15 protein-coding genes are annotated in these 15,450 nt (G+C 73.4%); 4 read left to right on the top strand and 11 right to left on the bottom strand.

What is annotated here, in order from left to right; translation table 11 throughout:
* Positions 1-45 precede the first annotated feature (45 nt).
* The 10 genes from AC07D6_RS23395 to AC07D6_RS23350 all read right to left on the bottom strand — a co-directional run bounded on the left by AC07D6_RS23395 (position 46) and on the right by AC07D6_RS23350 (position 10,528).
* On the bottom strand, positions 46-1,443 hold the full coding sequence (locus AC07D6_RS23395; protein ID WP_479047215.1) for an NtaA/DmoA family FMN-dependent monooxygenase: 1,398 nt from the start codon (positions 1,441-1,443) through the stop codon (positions 46-48).
* A complete protein-coding gene (locus AC07D6_RS23390) occupies positions 1,440-2,741 on the bottom strand; it encodes an LLM class flavin-dependent oxidoreductase (RefSeq protein WP_479047213.1) in 1,302 nt (433 codons plus the stop codon). The genes AC07D6_RS23395 and AC07D6_RS23390 overlap by 4 nt, the downstream gene beginning before the upstream one ends.
* 214 nt (positions 2,742-2,955) lie before the next feature.
* A complete protein-coding gene (locus AC07D6_RS23385; protein ID WP_479047210.1) occupies positions 2,956-3,906 on the bottom strand; it encodes a glutathione S-transferase C-terminal domain-containing protein in 951 nt (316 codons plus the stop codon).
* Between the two features lie 501 nt (positions 3,907-4,407).
* Positions 4,408-4,965, bottom strand: coding sequence for an NADPH-dependent FMN reductase (gene ssuE, locus AC07D6_RS23380; RefSeq protein WP_479047207.1), 558 nt, complete (start codon positions 4,963-4,965; stop codon positions 4,408-4,410).
* Positions 4,966-5,041: 76 nt separating this feature from the next.
* Positions 5,042-6,025, bottom strand: a complete 984-nt coding sequence (locus tag AC07D6_RS23375) for an ABC transporter substrate-binding protein (protein WP_315881266.1) — start codon at positions 6,023-6,025, stop codon at positions 5,042-5,044.
* A gap of 49 nt (positions 6,026-6,074) precedes the next feature.
* A complete protein-coding gene (locus AC07D6_RS23370; RefSeq protein ID WP_315881267.1) occupies positions 6,075-6,839 on the bottom strand; it encodes an amino acid ABC transporter ATP-binding protein in 765 nt (254 codons plus the stop codon).
* Positions 6,836-7,864 carry an amino acid ABC transporter permease gene (locus tag AC07D6_RS23365; protein ID WP_315881268.1) on the bottom strand — a complete coding sequence of 343 codons (1,029 nt, stop codon included), beginning with the start codon at positions 7,862-7,864 and terminating at the stop codon, positions 6,836-6,838. Before AC07D6_RS23365 ends, AC07D6_RS23370 begins: the two co-directional genes overlap by 4 nt.
* 20 nt (positions 7,865-7,884) lie before the next feature.
* The gene (locus AC07D6_RS23360) at positions 7,885-8,853 is read right to left on the bottom strand and encodes an ABC transporter substrate-binding protein (RefSeq protein ID WP_479047205.1); all 969 of its coding nucleotides are present in this window, start codon (positions 8,851-8,853) and stop codon (positions 7,885-7,887) included.
* On the bottom strand, positions 8,850-9,395 hold the full coding sequence (locus tag AC07D6_RS23355; RefSeq protein WP_479047202.1) for a GNAT family N-acetyltransferase: 546 nt from the start codon (positions 9,393-9,395) through the stop codon (positions 8,850-8,852). The genes AC07D6_RS23360 and AC07D6_RS23355 overlap by 4 nt, the downstream gene beginning before the upstream one ends.
* A complete protein-coding gene (locus AC07D6_RS23350; protein WP_479047200.1) occupies positions 9,392-10,528 on the bottom strand; it encodes an LLM class flavin-dependent oxidoreductase in 1,137 nt (378 codons plus the stop codon). Before AC07D6_RS23350 ends, AC07D6_RS23355 begins: the two co-directional genes overlap by 4 nt.
* A gap of 788 nt (positions 10,529-11,316) precedes the next feature.
* Here AC07D6_RS23350 and AC07D6_RS23345 point away from each other — a divergent pair.
* From AC07D6_RS23345 to AC07D6_RS23330, 4 genes are all read left to right on the top strand, one after another.
* Entirely contained in the window at positions 11,317-12,351 is a 1,035-nt protein-coding gene (locus AC07D6_RS23345) for an amino acid ABC transporter permease (protein ID WP_479047198.1), read from the top strand.
* Between the two features lie 88 nt (positions 12,352-12,439).
* Positions 12,440-13,237, top strand: a complete 798-nt coding sequence (locus AC07D6_RS23340) for an SDR family oxidoreductase (protein WP_479047195.1) — start codon at positions 12,440-12,442, stop codon at positions 13,235-13,237.
* Between the two features lie 147 nt (positions 13,238-13,384).
* On the top strand, positions 13,385-13,927 hold the full coding sequence (locus AC07D6_RS23335) for a TetR/AcrR family transcriptional regulator (RefSeq protein WP_479047192.1): 543 nt from the start codon (positions 13,385-13,387) through the stop codon (positions 13,925-13,927).
* A 160-nt stretch (positions 13,928-14,087) separates the two neighbouring features.
* Positions 14,088-14,228: a hypothetical protein gene (locus AC07D6_RS23330; RefSeq protein WP_479047191.1), complete on the top strand. Its 141-nt coding sequence runs from the start codon at positions 14,088-14,090 to the stop codon at positions 14,226-14,228.
* Between the two features lie 82 nt (positions 14,229-14,310).
* Here AC07D6_RS23330 and AC07D6_RS23325 read toward each other — a convergent pair whose 3' ends face one another.
* Complete coding sequence (locus tag AC07D6_RS23325) at positions 14,311-15,297, bottom strand: helix-turn-helix domain-containing protein (RefSeq protein ID WP_479047189.1); 987 nt, start codon at positions 15,295-15,297, stop codon at positions 14,311-14,313.
* Between the last annotated feature and the right edge of the window lie 153 nt (positions 15,298-15,450).

Here is a 15,450-nt window from a genome sequence, read left to right as displayed (position 1 = left end):
GCTCGGGTTCGGGGCCGGGCTCGGCGGGGGTGTCGGCCGGGGGCCTCACGAGGCCACCCGCCGGGTCTCCGGCTCCGTGCCGGCGTCGGGGTGTGCCAGGCCGAGGTGGTCGCGGAGCGTCGTGCCCGTGTAGTCGTGGCGGAACACCCCGCGTTCCTGGAGCAGCGGGACGACCGTGTCGGCGAACTCGTCCAGGCCGCCGGGGGTGATGTGCGGGACCAGGATGAACCCGTCGGCGGCGTCCGCCTGGACGAAGGCGTCGATGGTCTCGGCGACGGTGGCCGGGGAGCCGACGAACGACTGGCGGGCGGTGGTCTCGATGACCAGCTCGCGGATCGAGAGCTTCTCCGCCGCGGCGCGTTCGCGCCACTCCCTGGCGACGGCGAGCGGGTCGCGGAAGGTCCGGACGGCGGCCCGGCCACGGGCGACGGTGTGCTCGCCGGGTGCCGGGTCGATGTCGGGGAGCGGGCCGTCCGGGTCGTAGCCGGACAGGTCGCGGTTCCAGACCTGCTCCAGGTACGCGATCGCGGTCTGGCCGCTGACCTGCTGGCGGCGCACCTCGTGGGCCAGCTCCTGCGCCTCGGCGTCGGTGTCGCCGAGGACGAAGGTCGCCGCGGGCAGGATCAGCAGTTGGTCGGGGGTCCGGCCGTAACGGGCCAGCCGGCCCTTGACGTCGGCGTAGAAGTCCCGCCCCGCGTCGAGGGTGCTGTGCCGGCTGAAGATCGCGTCCGCGCTGGAGGCGGCGAACTCGCGTCCCTCGTCGGAGTCGCCGGCCTGGAAGACCACCGGGCGGCCCTGCGGGCCGCGCGGGACGTTGAACCGGCCGGTGATGTCGAAGTGCCGTCCCCGGTGGGCGAAGGCCCCGGCCCGCGCGTCCTTCAGGAAGACGCCGGACTCCCGGTCGGCGACGATCTCGTCACCGGTCCAGGAGTCGAACAGTTCGATGGCGGTGGCCAGGAACTCTTCGGCCCTGGAGTAGCGCTCCTCCTCCGGGAGGAAGCCGCCGCGCCGGAAGTTCTCGCCGGTGAAGGCGTCCCAGGAGGTGACGACGTTCCAGGCGGCGCGTCCGCCCGACAGGTGGTCCAGGCTGGCGAACTGACGGGCCACCTCGTAGGGCTCGTTGAAGGTGGAGTTGATGGTGCCGGTCAGGCCGATCCGTTCGGTGACGGCGGCGAGCGCCGACAGGACGGTGAAGGTGTCGGGGCGCCCCACCACGTCCAGGTCGTATATTCGTCCGCCCTGTTCGCGCAGGCGCAGTCCCTCGGCGAGGAACAAGAAGTCGAACTTGGCGCGTTCGGCCGTCCGCGCGAAGTGCGCGAACGAGTCGAACTCGATGTGGCTGCCCGCCCGCGGGTCGCTCCACACGGTGGTGTTGTTGACCCCGGGGAAGTGGGCGGCGAGGTGGATCTGCTTCACGGGCTTGCCCGTTTCCGGCCTGTTCACGGTCGTACGGCTCCTCCGGCTCGGACGGACGAGGGTGCCCCCTGCTCCTGGAGGACCTTCCGCCCGGACGGGGCCGGGACGGGGAAGGGGACCGGGGGCTGGGGGGCGTAGCGGTTGGCGGGGCGGGCGAGCCCCAGCAGCCCGCGCAGGGTGTCCGCCTCGTAGGCGTGCCGGAAGGCGCCCCGGCGCTGGAGTTCGGGCACCAGGCCCCGTGTGACCTGCTCCAGGTCGTGGCCGATTGTCCCGGGGCGCAGCCGGAAGCCGCTCAGTCCGGCCCGGCGCCGCTCCAGCAGCAGGTCCGCCAGTTGCCCGGGGGTCCCCGTGAACACCTCGGCGTCGCTGGTGAACCCGTGGCCCGCGAGGGCGTCGAGGCGGGCCTTGCGGTCCTCGGCCGCTGCGGGGTCGGCGTCCAGGAACACGACCAGGTCGCCGAAGACGTGCAGCGGCTCCCCGGCCCGTCCCGCGGCGGCCTGGGCGGCGCGGATCTCGGCGACGACGGCGCGGGCCTGGTCCGTGTCGTGCGGGGTGACGTAGCCGATGTCGGCCGAACGGCCCACCAACTGGTACGGCACGCTCTGGTGTGCGAGCGCGCTGACGACGGGCTGCCCCTGCGGCGGGCGCGGGGTGATGGAGGGGCCCTTGACCCGGAAGTGCCTGCCCTCGAAGTCGATGTAGTGCAGCTTGTCGCGGTCGATGAAGCGCCCGGTGGCGACGTCGCGGATCTCCGCGTCGTCCTCCCAACTGTCCCAGAGGCGGCGCACCACCTCGACGTAGTCGGCGGCCTCGTCGAACAGCTCGGCGACCAGTTCCCGGCCGGCCGGGGTGTCCAGGTCGTCGAGGTCGAGGCGCGGGAACGTACGGCGGCCGAAGTGCGCGGCCTCGTTCTGCCGCGCCGACACCTGGACGCGCAGGCCCGCGCGGCCGGTGCTGACGTAGTCCAGGGTGGCGATCGCCTTGGAGAGGTGGAACGGCTCGGTGTGGGTGACCACCGCGGTCGGCACCAGCCCGATGTGCCGGGTCAACGGCGCGACCCGGGCGGCGACGAGCACGGCGTCCAGCCGGCCCCGCACCTGGTCGGTGCGCTCGTCCGGCTCCGTGGAGTGCGCGGACTGGAGCCCGAGCGAGTCCTCGAACGTCACGAAGTCGAGCAGGCCGCGTTCGGCCTCGGAGACGACGGCGGCCCAGTAGCCGGGGGTGAACAGGTCGTGGGGCCGGGCGCCGGGCTCGCGCCACGCGGCCGGGTGCCATCCGGCGCCGTCCAGCGCGACGGCGAGGTGGAGCGGAGGGGGTGCGGACACGAGAGGGATGCCTTCCTGTTCGACCGTACGTGATCACCGGCCCTCGCGCGGAGGGCTCGGCGGCGGGGAGGGGCAGCCGGCTCGCGCGGGGCGCGCGGGCGGTTCGGCGCGGCCCGACGGTTCGTCCCCCTCCCCTCGGGGCGACGCCGTTCCCCGACCCCCGGCGGGCCGCCGGTGGCGGCGCGCCACCGTGGTGGCCCCCTGCCGTCGCAGGCTAGGCGGAGCCGGACGGGGGCAGGTGGAGGGCGTATTGCGGTTCCGTGAAATCGCCCGGGGGCGCGGGGGCGGGCCGGGCGGCGGTCCCCTCCGCGACGTGCACCGCCCAGTCCAGGATCTGTACCGCCTCCCCCGCGGCCTCCAGCCCCCGGCAGTGGGCGTGGTGCCTGCGGGCGATGCCCTCCAGATCGAGGTGGGGGCCGAAGGCGGGGTGGGCGGCCAGTCGCCGCGCGTAGGCCCACACGTGCGGATGGTCGGCGATGCGGTGGACCGCGGCGGCGTCCAGGTGCCGGCGGTGCACGCCGTCGAGTTCCACCAGGGTCACCCACAGCCGCACGTCGGCGGCGGTCGGCTCGTCGCCGAGGACGAAGTCCCGGGTGGCGAGCCGCCGCTCCACTGAGCCCAGGGCGCGGTACAGGGAGGCGAGGGCGGCGCGGCGTGCCGTGGCGTCGGTGCCGGCCTGCCCGGCGTGTTGCGCGGCTCGGCCGATGTGGTGCGCGCAGAGGCGTTCGACGGCGTCGATCTGCGCCTCCGCGCCGCGCGGGTACAGCGCGGGCCGGCCGGGGCCGTCACCGCCGAAGCCCCGGGCCAGGTCGCGCAGGATCTCCGGGGTGTGGGTGCTGACGATCCGTCCCGTCCAGTCGTCGCTCAGTACCGGTGCCGCGGTCGGTCCGGGGTACCGGTGCGCACTGGTCTCGTACAGCGGGCGCAGGGCGGAGTGGCCGCCGTCGGGCTCGTCGGGCACGGCCGGCAGGAGCACCACCGGGAGGACGCCGTCGAGGGCGAGCAGGCTGTGGGTGATGGCGATGCGCAGACAGTGGGGGCAGGAGAGCGAGAGGTGGAGGCGGTAGCGGTGCGGCACGGCGTGGTAGCCGCTGTTCGCGTCGGAGCCGATCCTGCCCCGGAACGGCGGGAGGGACGGCACGGTGGTCGGGGGTGCGGCGGGCATGGGTCTCCCTGGGTCCGGTCCGGCTTCTGGTTCTCGGGACGCGGCGGTCGGCGTGCGTCGGGTGAGGGGCTCTCGGCGGCGGCACGGACCCGTACGCGACGGGGGCGCGGTGCCGGCGGGCGCCGTGGGTTCAGCGCCGGGGGCTCGCCGCGCTGCAGACGCGCAGGAGATCGATGTGGCGGCGGGACGTCAGGAGGAGGGGCGGCCGGCCCGCGCACACGGCGCGGCCGGCGGGCGGCTCCAGACGCTCCATCATTCCCTACCCATCCACTAGGGATCCTTCCCTGGAGTGTCGGGCCGCCCGCGGGTCCCGTCAAGGGGGCCCGCTCCCGGCGCGCTCCGGCCGCGGCCCCCGCTCAGGCCGCCCGCACCCCGGGACCCGAGGTCATCGCCGTCGCCCGGGGCCGTGGACGGGACCCGCACCGCGGGCCGGGCGGCCCCGCCGGCCCGCCCGGAGCGGGCCCGCGGCCCCGGGCGATGGGGCGCGGCGGGCCGCGGCGCTCATCCGGCAGCCGCCAGCAGGGCCGTACGGCTGTCGAGGGCTTCGGAGAACCGGTCGACGACCCGTGCGAGGGCCTCGGCCGGGCCCGGCGCGACGGTCAGGGAGCCGTCGTCGGCCACCGCGAGGTCCTTGTCGAGCGTGAACCAGCCCTGGACGATGTGCGCGGCGCCCATGGAGCTGAGCACGGGGCGCAGCGCGTAGTCGATCACCAGGACGTGCGCCGTGGTCCCGCCGGTGGCCAGCGGGAGGACCGTCTTGCCGCCCAGGCCGTACTGCGGCAGCAGGTCCAGCAGGGACTTCAGCAGTCCGGAGTAGGCGGCCTTGTAGACGGGCGTGCCGATCACGACCCCGTCGGCGCGGTCGAACAGCGCGATCGCCTCCACGATCGCCGGGTGCCGGAAGTCGGCGCCGAGCAGGGCGTCGGCGGGGAGGGTGCGGACGTCCAGCGGGACCACCTCGTGGCCCTGGGCCCTGAGCCGTGCGTCCAGGTGGCGGAGGAGGCGGGCGGTACGGGAGGTGGCGGAGGGGCTTCCGGAGACGGACAGGACGGTGGCCATGGTGGACCCTTCGGGGGGTGGGGTTTTCGTGGGACCGGTGCGGGGCCGTGTGTCCGGGCCCCGCACCCTGCGGCTGCTACGCGCCGGTCTCGGGCAGGCCGGGCGGGTTGACCTCGGACTTGGTCACGGCCTCGTCGGCCAGGCCCCAGCGCTCCAGCACCTTCCCGTACGTGCCGTTGTCGATGATCTCGTCGAGCGCGTCGGCGAGCGGCTCGGCCAGTCCGCTGTCCTTCTTGGTGGTGGCCGCGATGAGGCCCTGGAGGGTGTCGCCGGCACCGGAGTAGGTGCCGACGACCTCCGTCTTCCCCGTGGTGGCCGCGTGGTGGGCGGCGGTCGGGTGGGGGCCGAGGTAGAGGTCGATCCGGCCGGACTGGAGGGCGAGGTGCACGTCGCTGTCGTTCTGGTAGTACTTGATGTCCACCGGCTTCCGGCCGGCCTTCTCGTTCTCCTCGCTCCACTCCACGAGCAGTTTCTCCTGGTTGGTGCCGCTGCCGACGGCGACGGTCCGACCCGCCACGTCCTCGGGTCCGGTGACCTTCAGGCCGCTGCCCTTCTTCGCCTCGAAGCCCAGGGTGTCCTTGCGGTAGGTGGCGAAGTCGTACTTCTTCTTGCGTTCCTCGGTGACGGTGATGTTGCTGAAGCCGACGTCGTACTTGCCGCTGTCGAGGCCGACGAAGACGTTCTCCCACGAGGCGGTGGTGAGGCGCAGTTCGAGGCCGAGCACGTCGGCGACCAGGGAGGCGATGTCGGGCTCGACGCCGATGACGGTCTTGTCGTCGGTGGCGTAGAAGGCCAGCGGCGGGGCGGAGCCGGGCGATCCGACGACCTCCAGCGTGCCTCTCTCGCGGATCTCCGCCGGGACCTCGGCGGCGATGGAGTCGACCTTGGCGGTGGTGACGCGGTCCTGGTCGGGGCTGAGGTTGATCTTCGTCTTGGTGCCCGACGCGGCGGCGACCTCGACGGTGCCGCCGTCGGAGGGGGTGCCGCAGGCGGTGAGGGCGAGGGCGGAGGCGAGTCCCAGCGCGGTCGCGGTGGCGCGACGGGTGAGGCCGGTGGTCACGTGCGTACTCCTTGCGAAGGGGAAGAGGGGGGACGGGCGTGGGGGCCGGTCAGAGGACCTTGGAGAGGAAGGCGCGGGTGCGCTCGTGCCGCGGGGCGTCCAGGACGGCGGCGGGCGGGCCCTGCTCCACGACGACGCCGCCGTCCATGAACACCACGGTGTCGGCGACCTCGCGGGCGAAGCCGATCTCGTGGGTGACGACGATCATGGTGGTTCCGGTGCGGGCCAGGTCCTTGATGACGTCGAGGACCTCGCCGACGAGCTCCGGGTCGAGCGCCGAGGTGGGCTCGTCGAAGAGGAGCACCTTGGGTTCGAGGGCGAGTGCGCGCGCGATGGCCACCCGCTGCTGCTGTCCTCCGGAGAGCTGCCGGGGGTGGGCGTCGGCCTTGTCCGCGAGCCCCACCCGCTCCAGCAACCGGCGCGCGGTCCCCTCCGCCTCCCCGCGCGGGCGGCGCAGCGCGGAGACCGGGGCCTCGACGAGGTTCTCCAGCACGGTCAGGTGCGGGAAGAGGTTGAAGTCCTGGAAGACGAACCCGATGTGCGTGCGCTGCTTCAGGACCTCCTTCTCCTTCAGTTCGTACAGCTTGTCGCCGGAGCGGCGGTAACCGATGAGCTCCCCGTCGATGCTGATCCAGCCGCGGTCGACCTTCTCCAGGTGGTTGATGCTGCGCAGCAGCGTGGACTTCCCCGAGCCGGACGGGCCGAGGATCACGGAGACCTCGCCGGTGCGGACCTTCAGATCGACACCGCGCAGCACCTCCAGCGGGCCGAAGCTCTTGTGGACGCCGCGGACGTCCACCATCACCTCGTTCATCGACTGCCTCCCAGGGGTTTCAGGGGGACGACGGGCTCGTCGCGCCGCTCCGCCGCGGCGCGCAGGGCGCGTACGAAGCGCCCGGCGCGCTGGAACGGGGTGGGCGGCGGGGTGCGGTCGGCGCCCCGCGCAAAGTGCCGCTCCACGTAGTACTGCGCGACCGACAGCACGGAGGTGAGGAAGACGTACCAGGCGGTGGCGACCAGCAGCAGCGGGACCACCCGGCCGTTGCGGCCGTAGACCACCTGCACCTGGTAGAAGAGTTCGCCGATCGCCATCACGTAGACCACCGAGGTGCCCTTGAGCAGGCCGATGACCTCGTTGCCCGCCGTGGGCAGGATGGCGCGCATGGCCTGCGGCAGCACGATCCGGCGGATCTGCCGCAGCCGGGGGATGCCCAGGGCGGCGGCGGCCTCGAACTGCCCGCGGTCGACGGCGGCGACGCCGCCGCGGACCGTCTCCGCGGCGTACGCGGCCTGGTGCAGCGACAGGCCGATGAGCGCCGCCCCGATGGTGCCGATCAGGGTGTCGCTGTCGACCGACCAGAACACCGGCCCGAAGGGGATGCCGACGCCCAACTCCTCGTACAGGGCACCGAGGTTGAACCAGAACACGAGCTGGACGATCATCGGGACGGACCGGAAGATCCAGACGTAGGTCCAGGCGACGGTCCGCAGCACCGGGCTGTGCGACAGCCGCATGAAGGCCAGTACGGTGCCCAGGAGGAAGCCCAGCACCGTGGCGCAGGCGGTGAGTTGGAGGGTGACCCCCACGGCCCGGACGATCGTCTCGGACAGGACGTAGTCGCGGAAGACGTCCCACTCCCAGACGGGGTTGGTGGCCAGGCCGTGCGCGAACTGGGCGACCAGCACGGTCACGGCGACGGCCGCCACCCATCGGGCGCGGTGGCGGGCGGGGACGACCTTGGGCGGGGCCGGGTCGTCCCCGGTGGGCGGGGCTTCGGGGCCCGTGCCCGGGGAGGCCGCGCCGGGTGGCGCGACGGCGGAATCGGCGGTGAGTCCCATCGTGGTGTTCTGCTCGGCTCTCAGGTGTGCTCGGACGGATTGATCTGCGAGGTGTCGATCGCGGAGGCGGTGGTGCCCCACTTCTCGAGGATCCGGGCGTACGTGCCGTTCTCGATCAGCTCGTTGACGGCGGCCTGGAACGCCTTGGTGAGGGGGGAGCCCTTCTTGAAGGCGAAGCCGACGTCGAGGCGGTGGTACTCGCCGAGGAAGGTGGTCCGCGCCGCGGGCTGGGCCGCCTGGTGGCGCAGGCCGTTGATGGTCGACATGACCACGTCGATCCGGCCCTGCTGGAGCGCGGTGAGCGTCGCCCCGTTCTCCGAGTAGACCTTCACGTCGTACGGTTTCTTGCCCGCCTTCGCGCACACCCCCTTGTGGGCGATGAGGGTCGCCTCGAAGGTGGTGCCGGCTCCGGTGCCGATGGTCAGTCCGCACAACTGGGTGAGCTCGGTGACCTTCCCCTTGAGCGCGGTGCTGCCCTTCCTCACCGCGAAGCCCTGGCCGTCGTTGATGTAGGTGACGAAGTCGACGCTCTTCAGACGCTCGGTGGTGACGCCGAAGTTGCCGGTCCCCACGTCGTACTTGCCGCTGCCGAGGGCGGGCAGGATCGTCTCGAAGGACGCGTTCTGCCGCTCCAGCTTCACGCCGAGGACCTTGGCCACCGCGTCGGCGATGTCGATGTCCTGGCCCGCGGGGGCCTTGTCCGACCCGTTCGGGTAGTACGCGCCGGGCGGCGTCCCGATGGAGCTGCCGATCCTCAGGGTGCCCGACGCGCGGACGTCGGCGGGCAGCAGGGCGGCCACCGACTCCACCTTGTCCACGGCGGCGACCGGGTCGCCGGCCGGCGCGGCGGACGCCCCGGCGCCCGCCGCCGTGGCGCCGGGGGCGCCGCCCGAGCCGCAGCCGGTCAGCGCCAGTACGGGTGGCAGCGCGAGGGCGGCGATGACGCGCCGCCGGGTCCTGCGCCGGGTTCTGGTCGTGCGAGGGTTCACAGGTCGGCTGCCTTTCCCGGGTGTGCGGGGTGTGTTCCGGTGGTCAGGTGCTTCTCGAAGGGCAGCGGACCGATGGTCTCCGGGTCCGCCTCGACGTCGAACAGGGGGGTGTAGCCGGCGGCCAGGTACAGGCCGCGCGCCTCGGGCTGGCGCGGCCCCGTGGTGAGGTGGATCCGCCGGTACCCGCGGGCGACCGCCTCGCGTTCCAGCGCGGCGACGACGCGTCTGGCGAGGCCGCGCCGGCGGTGGACGGAGTGCGTCCAGATCCGTTTCAGTTCGGCCGTGGTCCCGTCGTACCGGCGGAAGGCCCCGCCCGCCACCGGCTCGCCGTGTTCGAGGAGCAGGAGCAGTACGCCGCCGCGAGGCGCGGTGAACTCCTCGTCGGGGTAGCGGGAGAGTTCGGCGTGGGCGACCTCGCCGTAGCGGGCCGCGTACTCGCTGCCGAGTTCCCGCAGCATCGGCTCCGCCCGGGGGTCCGACACCTGTACCTGAATGAACGTCAGTTCCGGCTCGAAGGACAGGGGTTGAGCGGCGGAGGTCATCCGTTCACCGCCGCGAGGGCCTGTGCGCCGCGGGCCGCCCGCTCGGCGTCGCGCTTGGCGACCTCCTCGCGGACGAGGGGGATCACGTACCGGCCGAAGTCGATCGCGTCGTCCAGCAGGTCGTAGCCGCGGGCGGAGAGGATGTCGACGCCGAGGTCGTAGTAGTCGAGGAGCGCCTGGGCCACGGTCTCGGGGGTGCCGACCAGGGCGTTGGAGTTGCCCGCGCCGCCGGTGGCGGCGGCCGTCGGGGTCCACAGGGCGCGGTCGTAGCGCTCCCCCGCCTCGGCGATGGCGATCAGCCGTTGCGAGCCGGTGTTCTGCGGCCTCGCGTGGGCGTCGCGGCGCCTGGAGACCGCCTCGCCCCTCGCCCTGCGTTCCTTGATCGCGCCGACCGTGCGGTGGGCCTTCTCCCAGGCCAGCTCCTCGGTCGGGGCGATGATCGGGCGGAAGGCGACCTGGATGCGGGGGGTGTCGGCGCGGCCCGCGGCCCGCGCGGCGGCCTTCACGGCCTCGATCTGCTCGGCGGTCTTCACGAGGGGCTCGCCCCACAGGCAGTAGATGTCGGCCTCGGCGCCTCCCGCGGCGTAGGCGGCGGGCGACGAGCCGCCGAACGACACGCCGGGGCGCGGCTGCTGGACCGGGAAGACGTCGCTGACGAAGTCGTGGAAGCGGTAGTGCTCGCCCTCGTGGTCGAAGGGCTCGTGGGTGGTCCAGATCTTCTTGACGATCCGGATGTACTCGCGGGTGCGGGCGTAGCGCTCGTCCTTGGTCAGGGTGTCGCCCTCGCGGCCCTGTTCCCGGTCGTCGCCGCCGGTGATGAAGTGCACGGTCAGCCGGCCCTCGCTGATCTGGTCGAGGGTGGCGAAGGTCTTGGCGGCGAAGGTCGGGTACGAGACGTTGGGCCGGTGGGCGAGCAGGATCTGGAGGCGGTCCACTCTGCTCGCGACGTACGCGGCGGCCGGTGCCGGGTCCGGCGATCCGGAGCCGTAGGCGAACAGCACGCGGTCCCAGCCGTGGTCCTCGTGCGCCCGGGCGAGCCGGAGCGTGTACTCCTTGTCGAAGGCGGCGCCAGAGCGCGGGGTGGTTTCGGAGCCGTTGTTGGTCGCGGCGATGCCGAGGAACTCCACGGGCATGGGTGATGGCCTTTCCTGACGTGCTTCGGGGCCGTGCCGTGGCAGCACGCGGGCACGGCGGAGCCGCCCTCGGTGCGACCGTGTGCGACGGCGCTTCGGGTACTGGGAGCCGGGGGTGAACAGGTGTGATGACGCCGGGGCACGGGCCTCGGGCGAAAGAGGGGGGCGGCGGCAGCGCGTGCCAGGTCTCGCGGGGCGGGCCGTACGCGGGACCAGCGCGTGTCCAGCGCTTGTCCCGACGCGTGCCCAGCGCTGGTCTCAGCGCGTTGCGGCACGTGTCTCAGCGCGTGTTCAACGCCTGCGCACGGCGGTTTCGCGAGGGGAGGACTCGGCCCGCGACGGGGTCACCGAGGGAGGGAAGGGCCGGTCGGACGGCCTACTGCCGCGTCAGGCGCTACACGCGGCAGACCACACCCGACCGAAGTCGATGTGGTCACGGGTGACCAGGCGCTGCTCGACATTCATGGGTCCAATTGAGCAGTACATCTCGCTCCCCGTCAACCACGAGCCGTATGGCGGACGGGTGTTGGGCGATTCCCGCGCGTGGTTGACAGGGGCCCGCGCGGGACCCATACGATCAGCGGGGACGGCTCCGCCGCGTGCGGCAGCCGCACCGGCCGCGTTGAGGGACGCGGTGAGCGTGATGACGTCGAAACCCGGGCCGCCGCTCCGTGCCCGCGCCGTGTCCGCGCGGGGCTCGGGCGGAATCCGCGTACACGTGCCGCCGGGTGACCGCCTTCGCCGGGTGATCACCTCCGCCCCCGCTTCCCTCCCCTGGAGAGCCCCTGATGGTCTCGCCGTCCGACATCACCGTCTCCCCCGGCGTCTCCGCGTCCGTCCCCCCGCAGGGGCGCCGGAAAGCCCCCGGCCGCGACCCCGGCGGCGATCCGCCGCGGATCGTGCCGCGCCGGCGCGTCGGCCGCTGGCTGACCACCGCCCTCGCGCTGTTGGTCTTCGCCATGGTGGTCAACTCCGTCGTCCGCAACCGGGCCTTCCAGTGGGAGGTGGTCGGCCGGTACTTCACCACCCCCGCCGTGCTCGACGGGCTGCTGCTCACCCTGTGGCTGACCGGCGCGGTGATGGTGCTCGGCTTCCTGCTCGGCATCCCCCTGGCCGTGATGCGGCTTTCCTCCAACCCGGTGCTGCGCACCCTGAGTTGGGGGTACGTGTGGATCTTCCGGTCCACCCCGCTGCTGGTGCAGTTGCTGTTCTGGTTCAACATCGGCGCCCTCTACCCGACGCTCGGCCTCGGCATCCCCTTCGGGCCGCAGTTCGTCACCGTCGAGACGGTCAACCTGCTCGGCCCCGTCCTCACCGCCGTCATCGGCCTGACCCTGCACGAGGCCGCCTACGCCGCCGAGGTGGTGCGCGGCGGCATCCTCTCGGTGGACGCCGGCCAGACGGAGGCCGCCCAGGCCCTCGGCATCGGCAGGCGGCGCACCCTGCGCAGGATCGTCATTCCGCAGGCGATGCGCTCCATCGTGCCGACCGCGGGGAACATGCTGATCGGCACCCTGAAGGGCACCAGCATCGTCAGCGTGCTGGCGGTGCACGACCTGCTGTACTCGGTGCAGTTGGTCTACAACCAGACCTACCAGGTCATCCCACTGCTGATGGTCGCCACCCTCTGGTACGTCGCCGTCACGACCGTGCTCAGCGCGGGACAGTTCTACGTCGAACGCCACTACGCGCGGGGCTCCACCCGTGCGCTGCCGCCCACCCCGGTGCAAAGGCTCAGGAGCAACCTGGCCGCACTGCGCGCCCGGCTGGACACGGCGACCGCGTCCGACGCCCGCCCGGCGACCGGTGGCGCCCGACGGTGACCGGCGGGCCCGCCGGAGGCGGGGCGGGGGCACGGGGCGCCGGGAGGTCGACTTCCCGGCGGCCCCGGGGGGCGTGGAGAATGGGGCCATGAGCGACGGGACGCGCGCGAGGAGCCGGCGGGACGTGCGGGAGGCGGAGCGCCCGCTCGCCCTGGTCACGGGAGCGGGACGTTCGGCGGGGATCGCGACGTCCGTGGTACTGGATCTGGCCCGGGCCGGCTGGGACACGGCCTTCACGTACTGGAGCCCCTACGACGCGCGGATGCCGTGGGGGGCGGAGCCGGGGGCGCCCGGCCGGCTGCGGGAGGAGGCGGCTTCCCTCGGGGCAAGGACCTTCGCGGTCGAGGCGGACCTGGGCGACCCGGCCGTACCGGCCCGGATCTTCGACGAAGTCGAGCACGCGCTGGGGAACGTCACCGCGCTGGTGCTCTGCCACTGCGAGTCGGTCGACTCCGGCCTGCTGGACACCACGGTGGAGAGCTTCGACCGACACTTCGCGGTCAACGCGCGGGCGACGTGGCTGCTGATCCGGGAGTACGGGCTGCGGTTCCGCGGGCAGCACGGAAGCGGCCGGGTCATCAGCCTGACCAGCGACCACACCGTCGGCAACCTCCCCTACGGGGCGAGCAAGGGGGCGATGGACCGGATCACGCTCGCCGCCGCCCGCGAACTCGCCCACCTGGGAGTGACCTGCAACGCGGTCGACCCCGGGCCGACCGACACGGGGTGGATGACCGCGGAGCAGAAGGCGGACATGATCCGCTTCACGCCCCTGGGGCGCCTCGGCGTGCCGCAGGACTGCGCGAACCTGGTCACGTTCCTCTGCTCGGCAAAGGGCGGGTGGATCAACGGCCGGCTCCTCCGGAGTGATGGCGGCCTCGCGTAGCCGGGTCGTGGAGCACGCCCCCTCCGGGGCGGCGGCACGGGGCGCCAAGGACCGCCCGGTCGGTACGCCGCGCGGAGGCACGCTGTTGACACTCCAAAGTGTGAGCGGTTGAGTACTCACGTGAAAGGAGAACAGCGTCCACGCCGGTTGGCCACGGCGGAGGAGCGCCGGGAGACGGTGCTGCGCACCGCCATCGGCGCCTTCGCGGCCCGGGGGTACTTCGGCACCACGACGTCGGAGGTCGCCAAGGCCGCCGGGATCTCGCAGGCGTACGTCTACCGGCTCTTCCCCAACAAGGAGGCCCTCTTCGTCGCGGTCGTGGAGCACTGCTTCGTCCGGGTGCGCGCGGCGCTGGAGCGCGGCGCGGCCGAGGCGAAGGGCGGCGACCCGGAGGCGGTGCTGTCCTCCATGGGAGACGCGTACGCGCACCTGATCCGGGACAACGACCTGATGCTGGTGCAGTTGCACGCCCAGGCGGCAGCCGTCTCCGAACCGGCGGTGCGGGAGGCGGTGCGGGCCGGCTACGCCCGCACGGTCGAGTACGTCCGCGGGGCGTCGGGCGGCGACGAGCGGCAGGTCCAGGAGTTCTTCGCGGTCGGCATGCTCTGCCACCTGCTCGTGTCGATCGACGCGGAGGCGATCGACGCGCCGTGGACGCGCACGCTCACCGCGGGCATCACGCACCGCTGACCGCCCCCCGCGGCGCGGGCGGCGGCGGGCCTCACGGGTCCCGACGGTCGCCTTCCTTTCGCACCGGGCAGTGAGTGGCCGACCACACGTGAGGCAGGTGGGCTGCGGACAGCTACGCCCGCCCCGTCGAGGAGCACCCGGGGAACCCGCCGTCCCGATCGTGTCGTCCCCTCCCACCGGCGTCGACCCGCACGCCCCGGTCGTCGTCCGCCCCTCCACCGTCGTCGGCGCCCCGCCCGCCGCCGTCCGGGCCGTCCCCGCCGCGGTCCACGGCTCCTGGATCCCCGACACCGCCCCCTGACCCGCGCGTACGGCCGGCGCCCGTCGATCAGCTCGCGGGTGGCGACGGTCAGGCCCTGCCCCGCGCGCGTACGGCCGGTGCTTCAGCCCGCGGCGCCTCGGCGGAGCGGCCAGGCCCAGGACATGCCGTGCACGCCGGGCGTGCACTTGCCGGGGTACAGGTGGGCCGTGTGCGACCCGTCGATCACGAGGCGGGCGACCTGCTCGCGCGGGGCGTCGGTCCGGTGCCGGTAGTACTTGCGGCAGCTCGCGGGCACCGCCTCCGGCGCGAAGGAGACGTGCAGCAGGTACTCGCGCAGGTTCGTCCGGACGCGGCGCTCGTAGAACGTGCTGGGGGTGGGGCCGGAGGGGAAGCACACGTCGTAGCGGACCACGGCGGTCTCCCCGCGTCTCAGCCGCCGGCCCAGCAGGATGTCGGCGACGACGCAGCGCAGCGGTTCCTCGACCCGCACCGCGCCGAGGGTGCCGCAGCCGACGGTGAAGTCGACGTCCGGCGACACGTCCTCGTCGACCTGGTGCACGAGGGTCAGCCGGTCGGGCCCGTCACAGATCGCGCGGAGCACCTGGGTGACGGACATGCGGCGGATGCAGCGGTCCGCGCCCAGGAAGACCGCCTCGTGGATGGAGAGGGGGGTGATGTCCTGGTTGAAGTGCGCGAACGCGTCTCCGAGGGCCCGCTCCACCTCCGAACCGGGGGCGAAGACGCGCCGCGAGGCGGTGACGTCCTGCCCGTGGGTGCGCGCCCTGCCCCGCGGCCGGTGCGGTTGCAGGAGGCCCACGAGGTGGTCGTGCGGTACGGCCAGGATCTCCTCCAGCTTCCGCACCGCCCGCAGGGACTGCGGCCGTTCGGGCAGGCTGCGCCCGCGCTGCCAGTGGCTGAGCGTGGCGGGGCTGATCCGTACGCCGTGTTCGGCCAGCCGGTCGCACACGCGTTGCAGGGGGAGGCCCCGCAGGCGCAGGGCCTGGCGGAGCGCGTCGGCGAAGGTGGCCGGGGGGTGCGCCGCGGGCGCGGGCGCGTCTGCCGTGCGCGGCGGGGTTCCCGGAGGGTTGTCAGCGAAGGTGTGCGGCATGGGGCCTTCACGAGCGGGGGCCAGGTGGGGGGAGAACTGTACGGGGGGGGGGGCCCCCGCCCGGGGGCCGCCCCCCCCGGCTGGGTCTGTTTTTTTTTGGTTGAGCGCTGAACAAAGCGGGGGGTTGTGCGGGGGGTCGTAGGTCGAGCACCC

Source organism: Streptomyces sp. NPDC045287 (genome assembly GCF_056432325.1).
Note: the sequence above shows the minus strand (reverse complement) of the source record. Positions and strands in the feature narration are given on the sequence as shown.